Source organism: Stenotrophomonas sp. YJH_SMC_12-1, from assembly GCF_059370935.1.
Map to the genome: position 1 here is coordinate 222951 of NZ_JCAFUD010000001.1, position 22731 is coordinate 245681.

General features: G+C 67.5%; 23 protein-coding genes, 2 tRNA genes and 1 pseudogene. 19 read left to right on the forward strand and 7 right to left on the reverse strand.

Features of this window, described 5'->3' with window-relative positions; all coding sequences use genetic code 11:
- Positions 1 to 79 precede the first annotated feature (79 nt).
- A pseudogene (locus tag AC5P8Y_RS01030) lies at positions 80 to 1232 on the forward strand (MFS transporter).
- A gap of 68 nt (positions 1233 to 1300) precedes the next feature.
- Here AC5P8Y_RS01030 and AC5P8Y_RS01035 read toward each other — a convergent pair.
- Entirely contained in the window at positions 1301 to 1708 is a 408-nt protein-coding gene (locus AC5P8Y_RS01035) for a hypothetical protein (RefSeq protein ID WP_033832942.1), read from the reverse strand.
- 350 nt (positions 1709 to 2058) lie between these two features.
- On the opposite strand from AC5P8Y_RS01035, the gene AC5P8Y_RS01040 reads away from it, so the two are divergent.
- On the forward strand, positions 2059 to 2352 hold the full coding sequence (locus AC5P8Y_RS01040; RefSeq protein WP_005413984.1) for a hypothetical protein: 294 nt from the start codon (positions 2059 to 2061) through the stop codon (positions 2350 to 2352).
- Here AC5P8Y_RS01040 and AC5P8Y_RS01045 read toward each other — a convergent pair.
- The 4 genes from AC5P8Y_RS01045 to AC5P8Y_RS01060 all read right to left on the reverse strand — a co-directional run bounded on the left by AC5P8Y_RS01045 (position 2339) and on the right by AC5P8Y_RS01060 (position 5513).
- Complete coding sequence (locus AC5P8Y_RS01045) at positions 2339 to 2773, reverse strand: hypothetical protein (protein ID WP_005410336.1); 435 nt, start codon at positions 2771 to 2773, stop codon at positions 2339 to 2341. The two genes, AC5P8Y_RS01040 and AC5P8Y_RS01045, sit on opposite strands and share 14 nt — an antisense overlap.
- A 103-nt stretch (positions 2774 to 2876) precedes the next feature.
- Complete coding sequence (locus tag AC5P8Y_RS01050) at positions 2877 to 3683, reverse strand: amidohydrolase (RefSeq protein ID WP_111187907.1); 807 nt, start codon at positions 3681 to 3683, stop codon at positions 2877 to 2879.
- A 64-nt stretch (positions 3684 to 3747) separates the two neighbouring features.
- Positions 3748 to 4365 (reverse strand): DUF4304 domain-containing protein, encoded by a 618-nt coding sequence (locus tag AC5P8Y_RS01055; RefSeq protein ID WP_111187908.1) that lies wholly within the window; start codon positions 4363 to 4365, stop codon positions 3748 to 3750.
- Positions 4365 to 5513 carry a pyridoxal phosphate-dependent aminotransferase gene (locus tag AC5P8Y_RS01060; protein WP_032960092.1) on the reverse strand — a complete coding sequence of 383 codons (1149 nt, stop codon included), beginning with the start codon at positions 5511 to 5513 and terminating at the stop codon, positions 4365 to 4367. The genes AC5P8Y_RS01055 and AC5P8Y_RS01060 overlap by 1 nt, the downstream gene beginning before the upstream one ends.
- Before the next feature lie 238 nt (positions 5514 to 5751).
- On the opposite strand from AC5P8Y_RS01060, the gene ccmA reads away from it, so the two are divergent.
- From ccmA to AC5P8Y_RS01115, 11 genes are all read left to right on the forward strand, one after another.
- Positions 5752 to 6321 (forward strand): heme ABC exporter ATP-binding protein CcmA, encoded by a 570-nt coding sequence (ccmA, locus tag AC5P8Y_RS01065; RefSeq protein ID WP_414616775.1) that lies wholly within the window; start codon positions 5752 to 5754, stop codon positions 6319 to 6321.
- Positions 6318 to 7013: a heme exporter protein CcmB gene (gene ccmB / locus AC5P8Y_RS01070; RefSeq protein ID WP_014647762.1), complete on the forward strand. Its 696-nt coding sequence runs from the start codon at positions 6318 to 6320 to the stop codon at positions 7011 to 7013. The genes ccmA and ccmB overlap by 4 nt, the downstream gene beginning before the upstream one ends.
- 43 nt (positions 7014 to 7056) lie before the next feature.
- Positions 7057 to 7827 carry a heme ABC transporter permease CcmC gene (gene ccmC / locus AC5P8Y_RS01075; RefSeq protein ID WP_032960090.1) on the forward strand — a complete coding sequence of 257 codons (771 nt, stop codon included), beginning with the start codon at positions 7057 to 7059 and terminating at the stop codon, positions 7825 to 7827.
- Positions 7824 to 8012 (forward strand): heme exporter protein CcmD, encoded by a 189-nt coding sequence (gene ccmD, locus AC5P8Y_RS01080; protein WP_019660476.1) that lies wholly within the window; start codon positions 7824 to 7826, stop codon positions 8010 to 8012. Before ccmC ends, ccmD begins: the two co-directional genes overlap by 4 nt.
- On the forward strand, positions 8009 to 8470 hold the full coding sequence (gene ccmE, locus AC5P8Y_RS01085; protein WP_014647764.1) for a cytochrome c maturation protein CcmE: 462 nt from the start codon (positions 8009 to 8011) through the stop codon (positions 8468 to 8470). The genes ccmD and ccmE overlap by 4 nt, the downstream gene beginning before the upstream one ends.
- Positions 8471 to 10390 carry a heme lyase CcmF/NrfE family subunit gene (locus AC5P8Y_RS01090; protein WP_049406001.1) on the forward strand — a complete coding sequence of 640 codons (1920 nt, stop codon included), beginning with the start codon at positions 8471 to 8473 and terminating at the stop codon, positions 10388 to 10390.
- Between the two features lie 8 nt (positions 10391 to 10398).
- Complete coding sequence (locus tag AC5P8Y_RS01095) at positions 10399 to 11016, forward strand: DsbE family thiol:disulfide interchange protein (RefSeq protein ID WP_014647766.1); 618 nt, start codon at positions 10399 to 10401, stop codon at positions 11014 to 11016.
- Between the two features lie 4 nt (positions 11017 to 11020).
- The gene (locus AC5P8Y_RS01100) at positions 11021 to 11470 is read left to right on the forward strand and encodes a cytochrome c-type biogenesis protein (protein ID WP_049405998.1); all 450 of its coding nucleotides are present in this window, start codon (positions 11021 to 11023) and stop codon (positions 11468 to 11470) included.
- Positions 11464 to 12453, forward strand: a complete 990-nt coding sequence (locus AC5P8Y_RS01105; protein WP_111187909.1) for a tetratricopeptide repeat protein — start codon at positions 11464 to 11466, stop codon at positions 12451 to 12453. Before AC5P8Y_RS01100 ends, AC5P8Y_RS01105 begins: the two co-directional genes overlap by 7 nt.
- A gap of 108 nt (positions 12454 to 12561) precedes the next feature.
- Positions 12562 to 13674, forward strand: a complete 1113-nt coding sequence (gene metX / locus AC5P8Y_RS01110) for a homoserine O-acetyltransferase MetX (protein WP_111187910.1) — start codon at positions 12562 to 12564, stop codon at positions 13672 to 13674.
- Positions 13675 to 14019: a DUF1294 domain-containing protein gene (locus tag AC5P8Y_RS01115; protein WP_049402647.1), complete on the forward strand. Its 345-nt coding sequence runs from the start codon at positions 13675 to 13677 to the stop codon at positions 14017 to 14019.
- A 92-nt stretch (positions 14020 to 14111) separates the two neighbouring features.
- Here the strand turns inward: AC5P8Y_RS01115 and cydC are convergent, their stop codons facing one another.
- A complete protein-coding gene (cydC, locus tag AC5P8Y_RS01120) occupies positions 14112 to 15785 on the reverse strand; it encodes a thiol reductant ABC exporter subunit CydC (protein ID WP_111187911.1) in 1674 nt (557 codons plus the stop codon).
- The gene (gene cydD / locus AC5P8Y_RS01125) at positions 15782 to 17527 is read right to left on the reverse strand and encodes a thiol reductant ABC exporter subunit CydD (protein ID WP_197605032.1); all 1746 of its coding nucleotides are present in this window, start codon (positions 17525 to 17527) and stop codon (positions 15782 to 15784) included. Before cydD ends, cydC begins: the two co-directional genes overlap by 4 nt.
- A gap of 228 nt (positions 17528 to 17755) precedes the next feature.
- On the opposite strand from cydD, the gene AC5P8Y_RS01130 reads away from it, so the two are divergent.
- The 6 genes from AC5P8Y_RS01130 (at position 17756) to AC5P8Y_RS01155 (ending at position 22461) form a co-directional block, all read left to right on the forward strand.
- On the forward strand, positions 17756 to 19345 hold the full coding sequence (locus AC5P8Y_RS01130; protein ID WP_005410352.1) for a cytochrome ubiquinol oxidase subunit I: 1590 nt from the start codon (positions 17756 to 17758) through the stop codon (positions 19343 to 19345).
- Between the two features lie 15 nt (positions 19346 to 19360).
- Positions 19361 to 20512, forward strand: coding sequence for a cytochrome d ubiquinol oxidase subunit II (gene cydB, locus AC5P8Y_RS01135; protein WP_033832953.1), 1152 nt, complete (start codon positions 19361 to 19363; stop codon positions 20510 to 20512).
- A gap of 58 nt (positions 20513 to 20570) precedes the next feature.
- The gene (gene cydX, locus AC5P8Y_RS01140; protein WP_005410354.1) at positions 20571 to 20687 is read left to right on the forward strand and encodes a cytochrome bd-I oxidase subunit CydX; all 117 of its coding nucleotides are present in this window, start codon (positions 20571 to 20573) and stop codon (positions 20685 to 20687) included.
- A gap of 54 nt (positions 20688 to 20741) precedes the next feature.
- Positions 20742 to 20818: transfer RNA gene (locus AC5P8Y_RS01145), tRNA-Pro, on the forward strand.
- A 140-nt stretch (positions 20819 to 20958) separates the two neighbouring features.
- A tRNA-Pro gene (locus AC5P8Y_RS01150) sits at positions 20959 to 21035 on the forward strand.
- Positions 21036 to 21255: 220 nt separating this feature from the next.
- Positions 21256 to 22461, forward strand: a complete 1206-nt coding sequence (locus AC5P8Y_RS01155) for a CynX/NimT family MFS transporter (RefSeq protein ID WP_049404659.1) — start codon at positions 21256 to 21258, stop codon at positions 22459 to 22461.
- The last annotated feature ends 270 nt before the right edge of the window (positions 22462 to 22731 follow it).

Here is a 22731-nt window from a genome sequence, read left to right on the forward strand (position 1 = left end):
TACATTCGATGACAGGATAGACAGAGTGCGCCATTGCGGACGCGACCACAATGCGCGGCCCTGTTCCTGGAGCGCCCGCATGTCGCGCCGCCTGTTGTTGCTCACCATTGCACTGCTGATGTTCCCGCAGTTGGCACAGACCCTGTACAGCCCGGCCCTGGCCGATCTGGCCGAACGCTTCGCCCTGCCACCGAGTGCCGCCAGCCAGGCCATGAGCCTGTACCTGTTCGGCTTCGCTGCAGGCGTGCTGCTGTGGGGGCGCCTGGCCGATCGTATCGGTCGTCGCCCTGCCCTGCTATGCGGCCTGGCCGTGTTCGCACTGGCCGCCTGCGGCGGCCTGCTGGCCAGCACCTTCGGCCAGGTCCTGCTGGCGCAGGCACTGGCCGCACTGGGTGCGGCGGCAGCCTCGGTGGTAACCCAGACCGTACTACGCGACCACCTGCAGGGACCCGCGTTGGCGCAGGCGTTCTCCTGGATCGGCATGGCCCTGGCCCTGAGTCCGGCCATCGGCCTTGCACTGGGCACGCTGCTGGTCGCCGCCCATGGCTATGTCGGCGTACAGTCCGGCCTGCTGCTGATCGCTGCCCTGCTGGCAGTCGCATGCCTGACGGGCCTGCGCGAAAGCCGCCCTGCACAGATCCCGCACGCGCCCATGCTGCCGCTGCTGCGGGAACTGCTGCGCGATCTGGATCTGGTCACACGCGTTGCTGGTGATGGCCTTCAACGTGGCGATGTACAGCTGGTATGTGCTCGGCCCCTTCGTGTTTGCGCGCCTGCACTGGCCAGCCACCTGGTTCGGCGCCAGCGGCGCGGTGCTGGCACTGGGCTCGGCACTGGGCGCGTGGGGCAATGGCCGCCTGCTGCGTGCAGGCGTTGCCGCAACCACGCGCATCCGCATCGCCGCGGGACTGGTCCTGACGGGAGGCCTGCTGGCCGCGCTGCTGCATGATCACCCTGCCCTGATCGCGGCGATGGTGCCGGTGGTGACGGGCTTCGGCCTTGCCATTCCCAATGTGCTCGGCCAGGCCCTGCGCGGCTATCCACACTGTCTCGGCAGCGCAGGCGCGCTGTTCGGCCTGCTCTACTACCTGTTGATCGGTGCGGCGATGGCGCTGGTCGGTGCAGTGCAGATGCTGGCACCGACCGTTATCGCGTGTGGCCTGCTGGCGCTCTGGCTGAAGCGGGGTCGGTCAATTGACGGCGAAAGCCCGGGACGTGCAGCGCCTCGGTGAAGAAACCGCTCCTGCGGCCATGGGGACCCCGGGTCCCTGCCCCGGGGCCAGGATCAGCGGGCAACCGACTACTGGACGTTGATCACTTCGTCCATCGGCGCCAGGAAGTTGCCGGCATTGTTGCGCGACGCCGAGATCACGTAGGTTCCAGGCGTTGCGATGGTCGCGGTGCAATGTCGGATCGGCGTGGTGTTGCCACCGTCGAGATTGTCATTGGTACGGCACAGGAACTGGCCATTGGCATACACCGAGAAATTACTCGTTCCATCCACCTGGCCGCCCCCTGTGATGTAGATTTCCGAGGGCGAGCCCGCCACACGCGGCAAGGTCCCAATCTCGAACCGGGACGTCACGGGATGCGGCAACAGCCTTGGACAGGACACGACGATTCCGCTGTCGGACAGGCAGACTTCGGCGTGGGCGATGGCGGGCGCGGCGATGAGGGCCACGAGCAGCACGGACGTTCTGAGCTCCATTCAGCGTCTCCTATGATCCCAGCAGAATCGCTGGGATGTCCCTGTTATTCACTGCAGGGTTACTGCGGGATCAAGGAAACGTTAATCGCTGCGCGCACACAGCCCCCGGATCACGGCGGGATCCCTTGTGGGCGGGGACATTGCACGCCTGCGCTGGGGCTGCCACCCATCCCTTCCTGATGACTTCACGTCGATGCAGGATGCCCACCATCGCGCAGCACATTTCGTGCCTGTCCCAATGTTCACACCCCGGGTTAGGAATTGCTGCAAACACGAGGTGTTGTGCACCACGCCCGGAATTCACATCCGGTTGCTGGCTATCGTCGCGCTCCCACACAAGGCAGATGCCCATGATCACCATCACCGCCGAACAGGCCCGCGCCAACGTCGATGCCGCCAAGCGCCCGATCGAACTGTTCTACCGCGATCTCGACAACGCCATCCAGATCGGCTCGGAAAATGGCCGCCGCTACATCGTGTTCGGCTTCAGCCAGGTGATGGCCAGCGAGCAGCTCGTCGAAGATGTGGTCGCACAGCTGCTGAAGAATGGTTTCGGTGTCGAACGGTTGTTGAGCGATTCCGAACAGCACTACATCCGCATCAGCTGGGGAACTGCCGCGCCGTCGCGCCTCAGCGCCGGCTGAGGGTGAACGCGGTGCCGTCCACGCCCAGATCCCAGCCCTTGCCGGTACCGGACAGGGCCAGCGAGATGTCGCCCTTGGTCATCACCTGCGCGTTGCTGGACTTCACCGCACCGGCATGCGCGCCCACCGAGGCGTAAGTACCCAGCAGCTCGTTGACGCTGACTGCGCCGGTGAAGCTGCCACGTCCGTTGGTGATCTTCGACTTGCCCACGGTCAGGCCGCCGCCCTTCATCTGGATGCGCACCGGCATGCTGGCGCCATTGCTGCAGGTGACCGTGCCATTGCCGGATGCAGTCTTGTAGATCAGCGACCAGCCAGAGAGGTTGTAGCGCAGCTCGCAGTCGAGGTTGCCAGCGGCGTGCGCGGCCGGGGCCAGCGATGCGGCAGACAGGGCAAGCAGCAGGGCGAAGGGCTTGTTCATGGCAGGACTTCCAGTTCGGTCGGACTGCCGGCGAATCTAGCAGCGCGCGCGTGCACGTTGGATGCAGGCGCACGCGCTGGTGCAGCAGTGTTCAGGCCGTCGCTCAGGCCTGTTCGTCCAGGTGGAAGGCATCGGCATCGAGCATCGCCGGGAAACGCGCGCGGTGTGCGGCCAGCGCCTCGGCCGAGATGGTGGTGGTCACCACCTGTTCGCGTTCGCGGATCTCCACCTGCGGCTGGCCGAGGAAGTCGATCACCGCGCTGTCGCCGGCGTAGTGCAGCTGGTTGCCGTCCACGCCGACGCGGTTCACCGCCGCCACGAAGCACAGGTTCTCGATCGCACGCGCACGCAGCAGGGTCTTCCATGCATAGGCGCGCGCCGACGGCCAGTTGGCGACGAAGATCTGCAGGTCGAAATCCAGCTGCTGCGGGCGTTCGACGTTGTAGCGGTTGCGGCAGAACACCGGGAAGCGCAGGTCGTAGCAGACCTGCGGATTGATCCGCCAGCCCTTCCATTCCACGCTCAGGCGCTCACGGCCGGCGGCATAGCGCTCGTGCTCACCGCCGTAACGGAACAGGTGCCGCTTGTCGTAGTACTGCAGGCCGCCCTCTGGCGTTGCGAACAGCAGGCGGTTGTAGACGCCGTTGCCCTCGCGCAGCTGCACGCTGCCGATCACTGCCGCGTTCAAGACCTTGGCCTGTTCGCGCACCCAGGCCACGGTCGGCCCGTCCATGCCTTCGGCCTGGGCGATGGCGTCGTTGGAGAAGCCACTGGTGAAGGTCTCCGGCAGGATCACCAGGTCGGTGCTGCCCGCCAGTGGTGCCAGCAACGCACCGTAGTAGGCGCGGTTGCCGGCCGGGTCATGCCAGCGGGTGTCGCCCTGGACGAGGGAAATGCGCAGGTCATTCATTGTCATGGATTCACTGATGTTGAAGAAGCAGTAGGTGGCAATGACGCGATCATGGAATTCGACATCACCCTTCGCTTTCGATGAACCGGCGCAACTGCGCCCTGAGCGAGCTTGCAGCCGGAGCTGCCCGCTCCAACCCCAAGTGAGCCAGCGCCAACGCCTGCTCCTTACGCCGCAGATTGGCCGCCACACGCGCGAGGGTGAGCAGCTCAATGGCCCGAGCTCGCTCAAGATTTGCCCCGTCCAACATGACCTGATAGTCGTCCGGGAAAGCCTGGTGAGCCGCGAAAAAGTGGCTACCGGCGCTCTCCCATGCGGAACAAAGCGCTTTCACTGAGGTGGTGCTCTCCTGCTCAGAAGCCCCATAGACCCAGCCACCGCCTGTACTTGCACCGTCCCCGGCAAGCCGCTCTCTGAAAACACAGCCGGATTCGTCAATCGTCGCTGGCGAATACTCACCGCCACCGTGCTGAGGCAAGAAATCCAGATGCGCCCCCATCTCCAAATAGCACCACTGCCCGCTGGAACCGGCCTGACATTCGACTACATGAATCAGCGGAGTGCGAATCCTGCGGAAGGTCAGCCCTTTGCGAACGAATCCCTCCTGCAGCAGACGCGGAAAGAACTCCGACTCAAGCAGCTCGAAGAATCTCTTCCGATCCGAACCCGGCCCCACTGACATCACAGCAGGCGCAGGCGTTCGATCGCCGCGTCCATGGTCGCTTCGTTCTTGGCAAAGCACAGGCGCACCAGGCGCTGGCCGGCCGGCGGAGTCTCATAGAACGGCGACAGCGGAATGGCGGTGACGCCCTTCTCGATGGTCAGCCACTTCACGAACTCATGGTCCGGCAGGTCGCTGATCGCCGAATAGTCGACCAGCTGGAAGTAGCCGCCCGGCACCGGCAGCGCCTTCAGGCGGGTACCGGCCAGCTGCTCACGGAAGCGGTCGCGCTTGGCCTGGTAGAACGCGCCCAGTTCCAGGTGGTGTTCGGGTTCGTCGCGGATCATCGCGGCGAAGCCATGCTGCGCCGGGCCGAAGCTGGTGAAGGTGTTGTACTGGTGCACCTTGCGGAACTCGGCGGTCAGCGCCGGCGGGGCGATCGCATAGCCGATCTTCCAGCCGGTGCAGTGGTAGGTCTTGCCGAAGCTGGAGATGACGAACGCGCGCTCGCGCAGTTCCGGGTAGCGCAGCGCCGATTCATGGCGACGGCCGTCGTAGATGATGTGTTCGTACACCTCATCGGAGATCAGGTAGATCTGCGTGCCGCGCAGCAGTTCGGCCAGCGCCTGCATGTCCTGCGCCGACAGCATCGCGCCGGACGGATTGTGCGGGGTGTTGACGATCAGCATGCGGGTGCGCGGGGTGATCGCTGCGCGCACGCGGTCCCAATCGACCGCGAACGTCTGCGGATCGAGCGACACATGTACGGCCCTGGCACCGGCCAGGTCGATCGCCGGTTCGTAGCAGTCATACGCCGGGTCCAGCACGATCACTTCCTCGCCGGCACGCACCACGGCGTGGATGGCGTTGAAGATGGCCTCGGTGCCACCGCTGGTGACGGTGATCTCGCTGTCCGCATCGACCTGCGCGCCGTAGCAGTCCAGCACCTTCTGTGCGATGGCCTGGCGCAGCGGCGCCACGCCGGTCATCGGCGGGTACTGGTTCAGCCCGGCGGCCATCGCCCTGGCGGTCTCGTCGATCAGGCGCTGCGGCGCCGAAAAGTCCGGGAAACCCTGGCCCAGGTTGACCGCGCCGTGTTCGGCGGCGAGCTGGGACATCACAGTGAAGATCGTGGTACCGACCTTGGGCAGCTTGGTGGTGGGTTGCATCGGCCTGGGCTGTGGGGGAACAGACCTGCGAGTTTACGCAATCCGCGCGTCGGTAGTGCCGGCCGCCGGCCGGCAACCTCGGCTGGCAGATAGCGAAATTGCTGGCCAGCGGCCGGCACAGCCATCGGCATTCACCGCTACAATTGCCGCCGCACTCCGGCATGAAGACCTTTGCCCCTTGAACACCCCTGCATTGCTGGCTGCCAGCGGCCTGAGCTTCTCCCGCAATGACGAGCCGGTGTTCGGCCCGCTGGACTTCCATGTGGACGCCGGCGAAGCCCTGCTGGTGCAGGGCGGCAATGGCGCCGGCAAGACCACCCTGCTGCGCGTGCTGGCCGGCCTGGCCCGGCCCGGTGCCGGCCAGGTGCGGATCGACGGCAAGCCGGCCAGCAATGCCGAGCGCGCGCGCTATGTCGCCTACCTCAGCCACCTGCCAGCGCTGAAACCGGACCTCGGCACGCTGGAAAACCTGCATTTCCTGTGCGGCCTGCACGGACGGCGTGCGCGGCAGATGCCCGGCAACGCGCTGGCCATCGTCGGCCTGGCCGGTTATGAGGACACCCTGGTACGGCATCTGTCGGCCGGACAGAAGCGGCGGCTGGCACTGGCGCGCATCTGGCTGTCGCCGGCACCGTTGTGGCTGCTGGACGAACCCTATGCCAACCTCGACCTGGAGGGCATCACCCTGGTCAACCGGATGATTTCGGCGCACCTGCGCGCCGGTGGCGCTGCGCTGGTCACCACCCACGGTGCCTATGCCGCACCGCCGGTGCGCACCCGCCAGCTCGACCTCGGCGGTGCCGCGTGATCGCGCCGGGCACCGAACCGGGCCTGTGGCAGACCGCAGGCGCCCTGCTCAGGCGCGACCTGCGCCTGCTCTGGCGCCGCCGCGGCGATGCGCTGCAACCGCTGCTGTTCGCGGTGCTGGTGGTGGTGCTGTTCGCCCTGGCCCAGGGCCGCGAACCACAGCTGTTGGCCGCCACCGCCGGTGCAGTGCTGTGGCTGGCCGTGCTGCTGGCCGGACAGCTGTCGCTGGATTCGCTGTTCCGCTCCGACGCCGAGGATGGCTCGCTGGAACAATGGCTGCTGGCGCCGGTGCCGCTGGCCTGGTTGGTGCTGGTGCGCGTGCTGCTGCATTGGGCCACCACTGCGCTGCCGCTGATCGTGGTCAGCCCGCTGCTGGCCGAAATGCTGCATCTGCCGCATGACCAGCTGCCGATGTTGCTGGCATCGTTGCTGCTGGGCACGCCGTTGCTGAGCCTGATCGGTGGCGTGGTCGCCGCGCTGACCGTAGGCATCCGACGCTCTGGTATTCTCGTGGCGCTGCTGTCGTTGCCGCTGTACGTGCCGGTGCTGGTGTTCGGCGCAGGCAGCCTGGCGGCAGCCGGACGCGGACAGGATCCGGTCGGTGCGCTGCTGATGCTGGGCGCCGGCCTGCTGGTCGCGCTGGTGCTGGCGCCGCTGGCCACTGCCGCTGCAATACGTATTTCTCTGAGTTGACCGAGCTGAGAGCCAATCCACCCCTGCTGGATAGCCGCCACGCATGAATCCGATTGTCCGCTGGTTCCACCAACTCGGTTCGCCCCCCACGTTCGACCGTTTCGCTGCCCGCTGGTCGCGGGTGTTCTACCTCGCGGCGGTGCCGGTGCTGCTGGTCGGCATGTGGCAGGCGCTGCTGGTGGTGCCACCGGAAGCCAAGCAGCTGGACAGCTTCCGCATCCTCTACATCCACGTGCCCAGTGCCTGGATGAGCCTGTTCGTCTTCGCGCTGATGGCGCTGTATGCGGCCATCGCACTGGTCTGGCGGATCAAGGTCTGCGAGATCCTGGCCATGGCCTGCGCGCCGATGGGCGCCGGCTTCACCCTGATCACCCTGTTGACCGGCAGCATCTGGGGCAAGGGCACCTGGGGCACCTGGTGGGACTGGGACCCGCGCATGACCAGCGAACTGGTACTGCTGTTCCTGTACCTGGGCGTGATCGGCCTGTACCACGCCATCGAGGACCGCCGCAGCGCCGCGCGCGCCGCTGGCCTGCTGGCCATTGTCGGTGTCAGCCTGCTGCCGGTGATCCGCTACTCGGTGGACTGGTGGGGCGGCCTGCACCAGCGCCAGTCGATCAACGTATTCGGTGAATCGGCAATCAGCAGCGCGATGATCGCGCCGCTGTGGTGGATGGTGATCGGCACCAAGTTCTGGTTCGCCGGTTCGGTGCTGGCCAAGGCCCGCGCCGACAATCTCGACCGCGAGGCCGGCAAGGCCTGGGTCGGCGGCCGCGTCGATGCCGGACGCCCGGCCCGGGAGGCCCAGCCATGACCCACCTGCCCTATGTGATCGGTGCCTACGCGGTGTTCGTGCTGGTGCTCGGCGCCGATGCCATCGGTTCGTGGCTGCGCCTGCGCGTGGCGCGCCGGCTGGCACTGGCCCGCCAGCAGCGCCAGCAGACCCGCGCCGGCAGGCAGGACGCAGCGACGCCGTTGTCGACGGAGCTGGAACGATGACCCCGGTACAGCGCCGCCGCCTGGTGTGGGTGCTGCTGGCCCTGCTCGCCTCCGGCCTGGCCACCGCACTGGTGGCGATGGCACTGGAGCGCAACATCGCCTACCTGTACACGCCGTCGGAAGTGCTGCGCGGCGATGTCGATGCACAGTCGCGCTTCCGCCTCGGTGGCATGGTGGTGAAAGGTTCCTTCAACCGACCGGTCGGCTCGCTGGAGGCGCGCTTCGAGGTGACCGACGGCGACGCGCAGCTGGCGGTGACCACGTCGCGGATCCTGCCGGACATGTTCGCCGAAGGCACGGCGGTGGTCGCCAGCGGCCGCCTGCAGGACGGCACCTTCGTCGCCGACGAGGTGCTGGCCAAGCACGATGAGAAGTACGTGCCGAAGGAAGTGGCCGACAAGATGGGCGATGCCCATCGCAAGCACGACGTGCCGGTGACGGCACCCGAGGTGCGCTGAGTGCTGCCCGAACTGGGTCAGATCCTGCTGCTGTGCGCGTTGCTGGCCTCGCTGCTGCAGGCCGGCCTGCCGCTGGTCGGTGCGCAGCGCAACAATACGGCGTGGATGGCCGTGGCACGACCTGCCGCGTTCGCGCAGCTGCTGCTGGTCGCCGGCGCGTTCGTGGTACTGACCGCCGCGTTCGTGCAGCAGGACTTCTCGGTGCGCTACGTGGCCGAGAACTCCAATACGCTGCTGCCGATGGTCTACCGCTACTCGGCGGTCTGGGGCGCGCACGAGGGCTCGCTGCTGATGTGGGCGCTGGTGCTGGCGCTGTGGACCGGCGCGGTGGCGCTGTTCTCGCGGCACTTGCCGGCACCGGTGCAGGCGCGCGTGCTGGCGGTGATGGGCGTGGTCAGCGTCGGCTTCCTCGCCTTCCTGATCTTCACCTCCAACCCGTTCCTGCGCCTGAACCCGGCACCGCTGGAAGGCCGCGACCTCAATCCGCTGCTGCAGGACCCGGGGCTGATCATCCATCCGCCCATGCTGTACCTGGGCTATGTCGGCTTCGCGGTGCCGTTCGCCTTCGCGGTTGCCGCACTGCTGGAAGGCCGCGTGGACGCACGCTGGCTGCGCTGGACGCGGCCATGGACCAACGTCGCCTGGGGCTTTTTGACCCTGGGCATCGCGCTGGGCAGCTGGTGGGCCTATTACGAGCTGGGCTGGGGCGGCTGGTGGTTCTGGGACCCGGTGGAGAACGCCAGCTTCATGCCGTGGCTGGTCGGTGCGGCATTGATCCATTCGCAGGCCGTCACTGAAAAGCGCGGCACCTTCGGCAGCTGGACCCTGCTGCTGGCGATCGCCGCCTTCGCGCTGTCGCTGCTGGGCACGTTCCTGGTGCGCTCCGGCGTGCTGACCAGCGTGCATTCGTTCGCCGCCGATCCCTCGCGCGGCTTGTTCATCCTGGTGTTCCTGTCGGTGCTGGTCGGTGGCAGCCTGCTGCTGTACGCGCTGCGTGCCAGCCAGCTGAGCGTGGATGCCGAGGACCCACGCCGTGGCTTCACCGCCACCTCGCGCGAGACCCTGCTGCTGGCCAACAACCTGCTGCTGGCCACCGCCTGCGCGATGGTGCTGCTCGGCACGCTGTACCCGCTGCTGGCCGATGCGCTGTCGCTGGGCAAGATCTCGGTCGGCCCGCCCTACTTCGGCAGCCTGTTCCTGCTGCTGATGGCACCGATGATCCTGCTGCTGCCGTTTGGCCCGCTGGTGAAATGGCAGCGTGACCAGCCCTCGCGCGCCTTCGCGCTGCTGGCACCGTGGCTGGGCCTGGCGCTGCTGCTGGGCGCGCTGGCCTGGTGGCAGGCGCCGCAGAACGGCTGGAAGGCCGGCATCGGCGTGGCCGCTGCGGCCTGGGTCGCGCTCGGCACCGCACGCTTCGTCTGGCAGCGCCTGCGCGGCAATGGTCGCTTCACCGCCGAAATGCTCGGCATGATCGTCGCCCACGCCGGCATTGCCGTGTTCGTGGCCGGCGCGCTGCTGGTGGAGGCGCTGAACGTGCAGCGCGAAGTGGCGCTGGCACCGGGCCAGCAGCTGGTGGTCGGTCGCCACGAAGTGCGCTTCGAAGGCGTGGACCATCGCGAAGGCCCCAACTTCATCGCCGACCGCGGCCACCTGCGCGTGTTCCGCGACGGCCGCGAGCTGGCCCTGCTGCACCCGGAGAAGCGCCAGTACGCCAGCGGCGGCCAGGTGATGACCGAGGCCGGCATCGATGCACGCTTCAATGGTGACGTCTACGTGGCATTGGGCGAGCCGCTGGGCAACAATGCATGGGCGGTCCGGGTGCACATCAAGCCGTACGTGCGCTGGATCTGGCTGGGCGCGCTGTTGATGGCCCTGGGCGGATTCATCACCGCCGCCGATCGCCGTTTCCGTCGTCCGTAGGAGTTCCCATGTCCGAGTCCCCCACCCCGCGTCCCTCCCGCCCGCTGCCGCCGGTAGCCATCGTGATCGGCGTGCTGTTCTTCTTCGGCCTGCTCGGGCTGATGATCTACGGGGTGATGAAATCAGGCGATCCGCAGCGCGACGTACTGCCGTCGGCACTGATCGACAAACCGGCGCCGGCATTCGCGCTGCCGGTGCTGCACGACCCGGAAATGATCGTGCACAGCGACGACCTGCGCGGCGCGCCCTACCTGCTGAACGTGTGGGGCAGCTGGTGCGCGGCCTGCCGCGAAGAACACCCGGTGCTGACCCGCTTCGCGGAAAGCAAGCGTGTGCGCGTGATCGGCTACAACTGGAAGGACGACCCGACCGACGCGCTGCACTGGCTGGAACAGCTGGGCAACCCGTTCATGGTCGTGCTCAGCGATGTCGAGGGCCGCACCGCGATCGACTGGGGCGTGACCGCCGCACCGGAAACCTTCCTGGTCGATGGCAGCGGCATCGTGCGCTGGAAGTACAGCGGTGCGATGACCCAGCGCGTGGTCGACGAGAAGCTGATCCCGGCGCTGCAGAAGATCGAGAAGGCCCAGGGCAGTGCCGGCAACACCCTGCATACGGCGCCCTGAGCCCATGCGCTGGCTGCTGGCGTTGCTGCTTCTGACGCTGCCGCTGGCCGCGCTGGCCCAGCAGCCGCTGCACGATCCGCAGCCGCTGCAGTTCCGCGATGACGCCGAGGAACGCCGCTTCCATGACCTGGCCGCGCAGCTGCGCTGCGTGCAGTGCCAGAACCAGTCGCTGGCCGATTCGAACGCGCAGATCGCCCAGGACCTGCGCCGCGAGGTGCTGCAGCTGATGCAGCAGGGGCACGACGACGCACAGATCAAGCAGTTCCTGGTCGCGCGCTACGGTGAGTTCGTGCTCTATCAACCACCGTTGCAGCCGGGCACCTGGCTGCTGTGGGGTGGCCCCCTGCTGGTGCTCGGCGCCGGTGCACTGGTAGTGCTGGGCATCGTCCGCCGACGTGGACGCACCGTCGGCGCGGCGCCGGCCGGCAAGGCCGATGAAGGAGACGAATGGTGAACCATTGGCTGCCGATGCTGGCCGGGCTGGTCGCCGCGCTGATGGCAGCGCTGGTGCTGTGGCCACTGCGCCAGCGCGGTCGGCGCGGTTTCGTGGTCGGCGTGCTCGCGCTGGGCGTGGCCGGTGCCTGCCTGTACCTGCTGGTCGGTGATCCACGTGCCGCACAGATGCAACCGACGCCTTCGGTAGCCACCCTGCGCGATGGCGTGCAGGCCCTGCAGGATGCACTGAAGCGTGACCCACAGCGGGCCGATGGCTGGGCGCTGCTGGGCCGGTCGCAGGCCGAACTGGGCAACGCCGCAGCCGCGGCGGATGCCTTCGCGAGGGCCGCCGCATTGGCACCGGAAGATCCGGGCGTGCTGGTGGAAGCCGCGCAGGCGCGCGCGCAGGCTGATGCCGGCAAGCAGTTCGATGACACCGCAATGGCCTGGTTGCAGCAGGCGCGCGCACAGGCTCCCGATGCCGAGCGCGCCAGCTGGCTGCTGGGCATCGCCCTGCGCCAGCGCGGAAAGAACGCCGAGGCCGCGGATGTGTGGAGCGGCCTGCTGCCACGACTGGAGCCGGGCGCCGCGCAGGCGCTGCAGGCACAGATCGCCATCGCGCGCGAGGCCGCTGGCCAGGCGCCCGATGCTGGCGCTGCGGCGCCACCGGCGCTGCTGCAGGTGCGCGTGCAGCTGCCGGCACTGAAGAACGCCGAGTGGCCAGCCAGCACCCAGGTGTTCGTGCTGGCCCGTGCCGTCGGCGGCCCGCCGATGCCGGTGGCCGCTCGCAAGCTGCCGCTGAGCGGATTCCCGGACACGGTCGGGCTGGGCGACGGTGACAGCCCGATGCCGACCGCACCGCTGTCGGCCCATCGCGAAGTGGAAGTGGTGGCACGCATCTCGCGCAGCGGCAGCGCCAACCGCAGCGAGGACGACCTGCAGAGCGTTCCGGTGAAGGTAAGCCTGCCCCACGACGGTGTTGTGGAGCTGCGCTTCCCTTGACCTGTAGAGCCGAGCCCATGCGTGGATGCGACGGTCCGGTCCGCGTCCATCCATCCATGGAAACCAGCGTGTCGCCAGCTCCACATGCAGCCCCGCTAGAATGACTGCATGACCGAATTCATCCCGCCCGGCACCCGCTTCCACGCCCTGCCCTCGCCGTTCCCGTTCAAGCGCGGTGGCGCCCTGCACGGCGCACGCTTGGCCTACGAGACCTGGGGCACGCTGGCCGCTGACGCCAGCAATGCGATCCTGATCGTGACCGGCCTGTCGCCGGATGCGCATGCGGCGGCCAACGAGGCCAATCCGGCGCCGGGCTGGTGGGAAGCGATGGTTGGCCCCGGCAAACCCATCGATACCCGCCGCTGGTTCGTGGTCTGCGTGAATTCGCTGGGCAGCTGCAAGGGATCGACCGGCCCCGCCTCGATCAACCCGGCCAGCGGTGAGCCCTACCGCCTGGACTTCCCCGAGCTGTCGATCGAAGACGGCGCTCGCGCCGCGATCGAAGTCGTGCGTGCGCTGGGCATCGCGCAGCTGGCCTGCGTGGTCGGCAATTCCATGGGCGGGATGACCGCGCTGGCCGTGCTGATGCTGCACCCGGGCATCGCGCGCAGCCACGTCAACATTTCCGGCAGTGCGCAGGCGCTGCCGTTCTCGATCGCGATCCGCTCGCTGCAGCGCGAGGCCATCCGTCTCGACCCGCGCTGGAATGGCGGCCACTACGACGATGCCGAGTACCCCGAGTCCGGCATGCGCATGGCGCGCAAGCTGGGCGTGATTACCTACCGCTCGGCACTGGAATGGGATGGCCGCTTCGGCCGCGTGCGGCTGGATTCGGACCAGGCCGACGACGATCCGTTCGGGCTGGAATTCCAGGTGGAAAGCTATCTGGAAGGCCACGCACGGCGCTTCGTGCGTTTCTTCGATCCCAACTGCTATCTGTACCTGAGCCGTTCGATGGACTGGTTCGACCTGGCCGAGTACGCCGACGGCGACGTGCTGGCCGGGCTGGCGAAGATCCGGGTGGAGAAGGCACTGGCCATCGGTGCCAACACCGACATCCTGTTCCCGGTGCAGCAGCAGCAACAGGTCGCCGACGGCCTGCGTGCCGGCGGTGCCGATGCGCGCTTCATCGGCCTGGAATCGCCACAGGGCCATGATGCCTTCCTCGTCGATTTCGAGCGTTTCGGTCCGGCCGTGCGCGGCTTCCTCGACGCGCTGTAAGTGGCGTGGCGGCGCAACCTGGCGCTCGCCGCGTTTGGCGCGTTGATCGCGCTGATGGTCAGCGGTGTGCTGCCGCTGTGGCTGGGTGGCTGGTGCATGCTGGCCAGCGCGGTGTCGTTCGCGCTGTACGGCCAGGACAAGCGCGCGGCGCAGCGAAAGCAATGGCGCATTCCCGAACGCACCCTGCAACTGCTGGCCTTTGCCGGTGGCTGGCCGGGCGCGCTGCTGGGCCAGGCGCTGTTCCGACACAAGCACCGCAAGGCCGCATTCCAGGGGGTGTTCTGGTTGTGCGTGCTGGCCAACGTGGCCTCGATCGCGGTGATGCTGCGCGAGTTCTCGCGGTAACCCTCGCAATCGGTAGTGCCGGCCGCTGGCCGGCAATTCCGTGTCCGTATCAAGCGCCATGAGGTTGCCGGCCAGCGGCCGGCACTACCGGTTCACGCTTCGCGTACCAGAGCCCCGTCGCGCAACCGGTACTGCGCATCAACCACGCCTTCGGGCAGGTCGTCGTGGGTGATCATCAGCAGGCTGCGCCCGTCCAGCAACCCGGAAAGGTCCTGCAACAGCGCACGTGCGGTATCCACGTCCAGGCCTTCGGTGGGTTCGTCCAGCAGCAGGATCGGCGCATTGCGCAGCAGCGCGCGCGCCAGTGCCAACCGCCGCGCCTGGCCGGCCGACATCGTCGCGCCGTTCTCGCCCACCCAGGCCTGCAGGCCACCGTTGCGCTCGGCCCAGTCCCCCAGGCGCACGCGACGCAGGACCGCCCACAACGCGGCATCACGGGCGTCGGGATCCCCCAGCCGCAGGTTCTCGGCCACGGTACCGGCAAACACCGGTGCGTTCTGCGGAAGCCAGGCCAGCTGGCGGTGCCACTCGGCCTGGGCGACGTCGCGCAGGTCGCGTCCGCCATAGGTGATTCGCCCCTGTTGCGGATCCCACAACCGCAGCAGCAGGCTGGACAGCGTGGTCTTGCCACTGCCGCTGTCGCCACGGATCGCGATGCGTTCGCCCGGCGCCAGGGTCAGCTGCAGGCCGGACAACACCGGCCGCGCGGCACCTGGCCACTGGAAGTGCACGTCATCCCAATGCACGTGCGCCGCCTGGGGTACCGGCTGCGGCGTCTGCGGATCCTCCACCGTCGGCGGTTGTTCGACGCTGGCCTGCAGGCGGTCAGCAGCAACGCGCCCGGACTGCAGCGACTGCCAGGCCAGGCCCATGCCGGCCCAAAGTTCGATCAGCGCCACGGTCAGGAAGACGAGGCCCGCGGCCATTTCCGGCGCGATGTGCTGCTGTTCGGTGGCGTGCAGGGCCAACGCCAGCATCGCCACCAGGCCCAGCCCCGCCACCAGGCCGTGCAGGGTCGAGGCCGCGATCAGGCGCCAACGCCGACGACGATCACGCGAGGCCAGCTGCTTGGCGGCCACGCGTACCTTCAGCTGCCAAGCCGCATCGGCATGCAGCGCAGCCAGGTCACCGGCCCCCTCCAGCCCTTCGAATGCAGCGGTGCGCAACGCCGCGCGGTGCGCGGCACGATCGGCCTCTTCGTCGTCATGGCCACGCACGCCCAGCCACGGCACGCCGAAGGCGATCAGCAGCGCCAGCACCGCCAGCAGTACCGCCGCCGAGGGCAGGATCAGCGCTGCCGAGGCAACCGCCACCAGCGACAGCGCGCCCAGCGCCACCAGCGGCCCGATCGCACGCACCAGCAGCCCATCCACTTCGCCGATGTCCCCCAGCAGCCGCGCCAGCAGCTCGCCGGTGCGCGTGGCGCCCAATCGTGCCGGCGCCAGTGGCAGCGCACGGCGGAAGAACCACACGCGCAGGTCGCGGGCGATGCGCAGCGTGGCATCGTGGCCGACCAGCTTTTCGAAGTAGCGCGACACGATGCGCGCCATGGTCAGGCCACGGATGCCGGCCGAGGGTGAGAAGAAGTTGAAGCCCTGGCCGAGGCCGGCCGCACCGGCCAGCGCGGCCGCCGTGAGGAAACCACCGGACAGGCCCAGCAGCGCCGTGCCGGCCAGCATCGTGGTCCACAGCAGCAGCAGGGTCAGCAACAGGCGCGGCCGGTGCCGCAGGAATATCGCGCGCAGCGAATCAGGCGAACGGCTCATGCGCGCACCGCCTGTGCCGGCTCGACCAGGCGGCCTTCCGGCAACAGCAGGCAACGATCGGCCCAGGCGATCACCGCCGGGCTGTGGGTGGCGACCACTACGCTGCGCCCGCGTGCATACGCGGCCAGACTGCGCAGCAGCGCCGCCTCGGTATCGGCATCGAGGAACGCGGTGGGTTCGTCCAGCAGCAGCACCTGCGGGTCGCGCAGCAGCAGGCGGGCCAGGCCGATGCGGCGCGCTTCGCCACCGGACAGGCCGAAGCCGCGTTCGCCGATCACCGTATCCAGCCCCTGCGGCAGGCGCTGTGCGAACTGCAGTACCTGCGAGGCCTCGGCCACCGCGCGCAGGCGCGCATCGCTGGCGCCGGGATCGGCCAGGCGCAGGTTGTCGGCGATGCTGCCGTGGAACAGGTACGGTCGCTGGCTGGCATAGGCCACCTGCACGCCGGGGCGCAGCTGCAGCTTGCCGGCACGCGGCGGCAACCAACCGGCCAGCGCCTCCAGCAGCGTGCTTTTGCCGGACCCGCTGGGACCGACCAGGGCCAGGCGCTGGCCCGGCTCCAGCAGCAGGTCCAGATCCCGCAGCACATCCTGCGGCGCCCCCAACGGGCGCAGTACCAGTCCTTGCGCCTGCAGTGGCGGCAAGGCGGCCTCGGCCGGCTCCACCGCCAGCGGCGCAACCTCGTTCTCGATCAGGCCCTGCTCGTCCGGCAGCGACTGCAGCAGGCGTTCCACTTCGGCGGCGGCGGCCAGTGCATTGGCGCGATCATGGTAGTGCGCAGCCAGCCGTCGCAGCGGCGCATAGAACTCCGGCGCCAGCAGCAGGCAGAACAGGCCCGCACCCAGCGTCGGCACCGCTGCATGCAGCGACATCATGCCCAGATAGCTCAGGCCCAGGTACAGCGCCACCATCGCCACGCTCACCGAGGCGAAGAATTCCAGCACGGTGGACGACAGGAAGGCGATGCGCAGCACCTTCAGGGTGCGCACGCGCACGCCTTCGGCGGCGGCCTCGATGCCGGCCAGTTCGGCTTCGCCGCGGCCATACAGGCGCAGCAGGCCCAGGCCCTTGATGCGGTCGGCGAAGTGGCCGCTCATGCGCGCCAGCTCGCCCAGCTGCGCGCGCCCGGCGGCTTCAGCACCCCAGCCCACCAGCATCATGAAGAACGGCACCAGCGGCGCGGTGAACAGCAGGATCAGCGCCACCACCCAGTCCACCCAGGCGACAGCGGCCAGGATCAGCAGCGGCACCACCACCACTTCGGTGCGCACCGGCAGGAAGCCGCTGTAATAGCTCTCGATCGCATCACCGTGATGCAGCATCAGTTCGCCCAGTTCACCGGTGCGGCGCTGCCGCAGCCAGAGCGGGCCCTGGCCCAGCAGGCGCGCGAACACGCGTTCGCGCAATGCCAGCCGGGCGGCGTCGGCCACGTCACCGGCGGCGGCCTGGGTGGCGCTGCCCAGCAGGGTGCGCAGCACCAGGATCACCGCCAATCCCGCCAGCACCGGCAGGCCAGAGGCCAGCGGCGCGCGCTCCACCAGCACCTGCTGCACCAGCCAGGCGATGGCGGCAGCCTGGCCGATCAACAGCGCGCCGGACAGGCTGATGCACAGCGCGGCCAGGCGCTGGCGGCCCCGGGCGGAGCGTGCCAGGTCGGCCAGCCAGGCCGTGCGCACACGCCGCTGGCGGGCGGTTTCAGCTTCCGGGGACAGGCCGTCAGGGGTCGTTTCGGCAGCGCTCAAGAGGTCTTCACGGGCAACGGGGGAGACACGGCATTGTAGGCGCAGGCAATAGCCCGCCCCTGCGGCCGGCGGTCGCAGTCTTCATCAGGTTGGCATACGATCAGCCGGGGCACCTGTTCATACATTGATCTGGATCAAGGCTGTTTGAAGTAGTCGGTCACATCATTCACGTCGTAGACCACCCTTCCCGCCACCTGCAACGGCACTATCCAACGAGGTAGCCAGGCCATGATTGATCAGACAGTCGTAGAACTGTCGCGGCTGCAATTCGCGCTGACCGCGATGTACCACTTCCTATTCGTACCGCTCACCCTCGGCCTGTCCTTCATGGTGGCCATCATGGAGAGCGTGTACGTGATGACCGGCAAGGAGATCTGGCGCAGGATGACCCTGTTCTGGGGCGTCCTGTTCGGCATCAACTTCGCCATGGGCGTTGCCACCGGCATCGTCATGGAATTCCAGTTCGGCATGAACTGGTCCTACTACAGCCACTACGTGGGTGACATCTTCGGTGCGCCACTGGCGATCGAAGGCCTGATGGCGTTCTTCCTGGAAGCGACCTTCGTCGGCCTGTTCTTCTTCGGCTGGAACCGCCTGAGCAAGGTCAAGCACCTGATGGTGACCTGGCTGATGGCGCTGGGGACCAACCTGTCGGCGATCTGGATCCTGGTGGCCAATGGCTGGATGCAGAACCCGACCGGTGCGGTGTTCAACCCGGAAACCATGCGCATGGAAGTGGTCGACTTCATGGCGGTGGTGTTCAACCCGGTGGCGCAGGCCAAGTTCGTGCACACCGTCAGCGCCGGCTACGTGACCGGTGCGGTGTTCGTGATGGCGATCAGCGCCCTGTTCCTGCTGCGCAACAAGCACAAGGACCTGGCCCGTCGTTCGTTTGCGGTGGCCGCGGCGTTCGGCCTGCTGTCATCGCTGTCGGTGGTCGTGCTGGGTGACGAGAGCGGTTACGCCGCCAGCGAACACCAGAAGATGAAGCTGGCCGCGATCGAGGCGATGTGGGAGACCGAGCGTGCGCCGGCCGACTTCACCGCCTTCGGCATCCCCAACCAGGAGACTCACCAGAACGACTACGCGGTGAAGATCCCCTACCTGATGGGCCTGATCGCCACCCGCTCGTTGAACCAGCCGATTCCCGGCATCCTGGAACTGGTCGAGCGCGCCGAACACCGCGTGCGTGGCGGCCAGCTGGCCTACGGTGCATTGGAACGCCTGCGCGCCAACAAGAACGACGTTGAAGCGCGCGAGATGTTCGACCGCCACTGGCAGGACCTGGGCCACGGCCTGCTGCTCAAGCGCTATCGCGATGACATCCTCAACGCCACCCCGCAGGAGATCTCGCAGGCGGCGATGGACACGGTGCCGCGCGTGATGCCGTTGTTCTGGACCTTCCGCGTGATGGCCGGCCTCGGCTTCTACCTCATCGCTTTCTTCGCCCTGGCCTTCTACTACTCCTGCCGCAACAATTTCCAGGACAAGCGCTGGTTCCTCAAGCTGGCCCTGTGGACGCTGCCGGCACCGTGGATCGCGATCGAATGCGGCTGGTTCGTGGCCGAGTATGGTCGCCAGCCGTGGGCGGTCGATGGCGTGCTGCCGACCTTCTATGCAGCATCGGGGCTGGCCCTGCATGAAATCGTGCTGACCCTGGCCGGCTTCACTGCCATCTACACCGCGCTGATCGTGGTCGAGATCAAGCTGATGCTCAAGGCGATCCGCAAGGGTCCGGACGAGGTGCTGCCGTCACTGCAGTCGCCCCAGCCGCATGCTTCCCACAATGCCTCGGCGCCGGCCGCCGGCCAGGCCTGAGGCAGGAGAACCAAGATGGATTTCATTCTTCTGGACTACACCACGCTGCGCGTGATCTGGTGGCTGCTGCTCGGCATCCTGCTGATCGGTTTCGCCGTGATGGATGGTTTCGACCTGGGCGTGGGCACCCTGCTGCCCTTCGTCGCCCGCAACGACGCTGAGCGCCGGCTGGTGATCAATACCATCGGTCCGGTATGGGAAGGCAACCAAGTGTGGCTGATCCTGGGCGGCGGCGCGATCTTCGCCGCATGGCCGCCGCTCTACGCGGTCAGCTTCTCCGGGTTCTACCTGGCGATGTTCGTGATCCTGTTCGCGCTGATCCTGCGACCGGTCGGCTTCAAGTTCCGCAGCAAGATGCCCAGCGAGCGCTGGCGCAACACCTGGGACTGGGCGCTGTTCATCGGTGGCTTCATCCCGGCGCTGATCATGGGCGTGGCGGTGGGCAACGTGGTGCTGGGCGTGCCGTTCCACTTCGATGACAGCATGCGCATCTTCTACACCGGCTCGTTCTTCGGCCTGCTGATGCCCTTCGCGCTGCTGGCCGGCCTGCTCAGCGTGTCGATGCTGGTCGCCCACGGTGCCGCCATGCTGGTGCTGAAGACCGACGGCCCGGTGGCCGAACGTGCGGCCCGTTTCGGCAGCATCGCCGCGATCATCGCCTTCGTGCTGTTCGCGGTGGGCGGTGCCTGGGTGGCCTTCGGCCTGCCGGGTTACCAGATCACCTCGCAGGTGGTCACCGACGGCGCCACCAATCCGCTGCTGAAGACCGCCGAACTCGGCGCCGCCGGTGGCTGGATGCGCAACTACAGCGCCATGCCGGCCACGATCCTGGCGCCGCTGCTGGGCCTGGCCGGCCTGCTGGCCAGTGCGGTACTGCTGCGGGCCCGTCGCGGCGGCTCGGCCTTCATCGCCTCGGGGGCCGCCATCGCCGGCATCATCCTGACCGTCGGCTTTGCGATCTTCCCGTTCCTGCTGCCGTCCTCGAGCCAGCCCACCTCCAGCCTGACCGTGTGGGACGCCTCGTCCAGCCACCTGACCCTGTGGATCATGCTGCTGGCCACGGCGGTGTTCCTGCCGATCATCCTCGCCTACACCACCTGGGTGTACCGCGTGCTGAAGGGCAAGACCACCACCGAAGAGATGGGCAACAACCCGAACGCGTACTGATTGCTTGCACGTGTGCCGACCAACGGTCGGCACCTACCCGGAATGAAGGAGACTGATCATGTGGTATTTCGCCTGGATTCTCGGTGCCGGCCTCGCCTCGACGGTGGCCATCCTCAACGGCATGTGGTTCGAAGCCCGCGAGCAGAACCGCATCGAGAAGGAAAATCGTCGCTGAGCTGCAAAAAGGCTTGCCGCCTTGGCCTTCACACGGTATCTTAGGCGGCTCCTTCGGGGTGTAGCTCAGTCTGGTAGAGCGCTACGTTCGGGACGTAGAGGTCGCAGGTTCGAATCCTGTCTCCCCGACCACTCACGTGGTCGCATTGAAGCCTGGTGAAGTCGTCCAGGCTTTTTTGTTCCCTGAAGTGGCACTGCTTCGGCAGTGTGAAGAAAACAGCATTCCCCCCTTGCCGCCATCGGGGTGAATCGCTAGAATAGGCGGCTCCCTTCGGGGTGTAGCTCAGTCTGGTAGAGCGCTACGTTCGGGACGTAGAGGTCGCAGGTTCGAATCCTGTCTCCCCGACCACTTCGGTGGTCACCAAGAAGCCTGGAAGACATCACTGTCCTCCGGGTTTTTTTGTATCAGGCACCTGGCCGCCCGCATGACGGGACCTTGCCGGAGCCCGCACGTACAATGGCCGCGCTGCCGGCCCGCCAGCAGCCCTCCCCCACCTGCCGCTTCGGCGTAGACCGATGCCGGCGCTGCATGCCACTGCCCCGGCGTGCGACACCTGCAAGGACCACCGATGAGTTCCTCCACTTCCGATTCGCCGTCGCTGCTGCACGGCCGCGTCCTCGCATTCGCCGCGATCCTGCTGGCAGCGATCAACCTGCGCACCGCGGTCACCTCGATCACCCCGCTGCTGGACGTGCTCGGCCAGCAGTTCGGTTTCGGTACCACCATGACCGGCGTGCTGGGCATGCTGCCGACCGCGTCGTTCGCACTGTTCGGCGTGGCCACGCCGGCGCTGGCGCGGCGCCTGGGCCTGGAGCGCACCACGCTGCTGGCGATGGTGATGGCGATGGCCGGCCTGCTGCTGCGTTCCAGCGCCGGCAACGTCGGCACGCTGCTGTTGGGTTCGGTGGTGGCACTGGCCGGCATGGGCATCGGCAACGTGGTGGTGCCGCCGCTGGTGAAGCGCTATTTCGCCAACAAGGTCGGCACCATGAGCACGCTCTACATCAGCGTGCTGCAGCTGGGCACGATGCTGCCGGCGCTGCTGGCGGTGCCGGTGGCCAACGCCGCAGGCTGGCGCGTGTCGCTGGGCATGTGGGCACTGCTGGCACTGGCCGCAGCATTGCCGTGGCTGGTTCTGGCCAGGCGCGCACCGAAGCCGCAGGCAGATGCCACCGAACCGGCCGCACAGCCGCATGGGAAAGTCTGGCGCACCTCACTGGGCTGGAGCATGACGCTGATGTTCGGCATGACTTCGCTGATGACCTATTCGATGTTCACCTGGCTGCCACGCATCGTGGTCGAGGCCGGCGGCACACCGGCCTTTGGTGGCGTGATGGTGGCGGTGTTCTCGGCGCTCGGGCTGCTGCCGTCGCTGGTCATTCCGTCCATGGCAGTTCGCATGCAGAACCCGTTCCCGCTGGTGCTGATCGGTTTCTTCTCGTTCGTGATCGCCTTCACCGGCCTGCTGCTGGCACCGATGAAGGCCCCCCTGCTGTGGGCGTGCCTGCTCGGCGTCGGTCCATCCACCTTCCCGCTGGCGCTGACCCTGATCAACCTGCGCACGCGCACCCCCACCGGCTCGGCGGCACTGTCCGGCTTCATGCAGGGCGTGGGTTACAGCTTCAGCTGCCTGGGGCCGTTCCTGGTCGGCTGGCTGCATACGGTCAGCAACGGCTGGACGCTCCCGTTCAGCTTCCTGTTCGGCTGCGCCACCCTGATGCTGTGCGCCTCCTGGGTGGCCTGCAAGCCGCGCAAGCTGGAAGACCTCTGGTAAGCCGCGCAGGGCCTCGCAACCGGCCCTACCTACCGCTCGTCAGCCCGTCTGCGCATTTTGACACCGGGCTGACAATTCCGGGCGGATAGTGCCCACGAATGCCCATCCTTGCCGCGTGCCGGCATCGGGCATGGGGGCGGCAGCGCCGCCCAGGCCGCCATTCGGTGTGCGGGGGACTCTCGTTTCAGACAAGACATTGCAGGTCGCTGTCCGGGTTTGTATCCGTCCTTGCTGGACGGGAATGCACGAAGGGAGTGACGCGGGCCACGG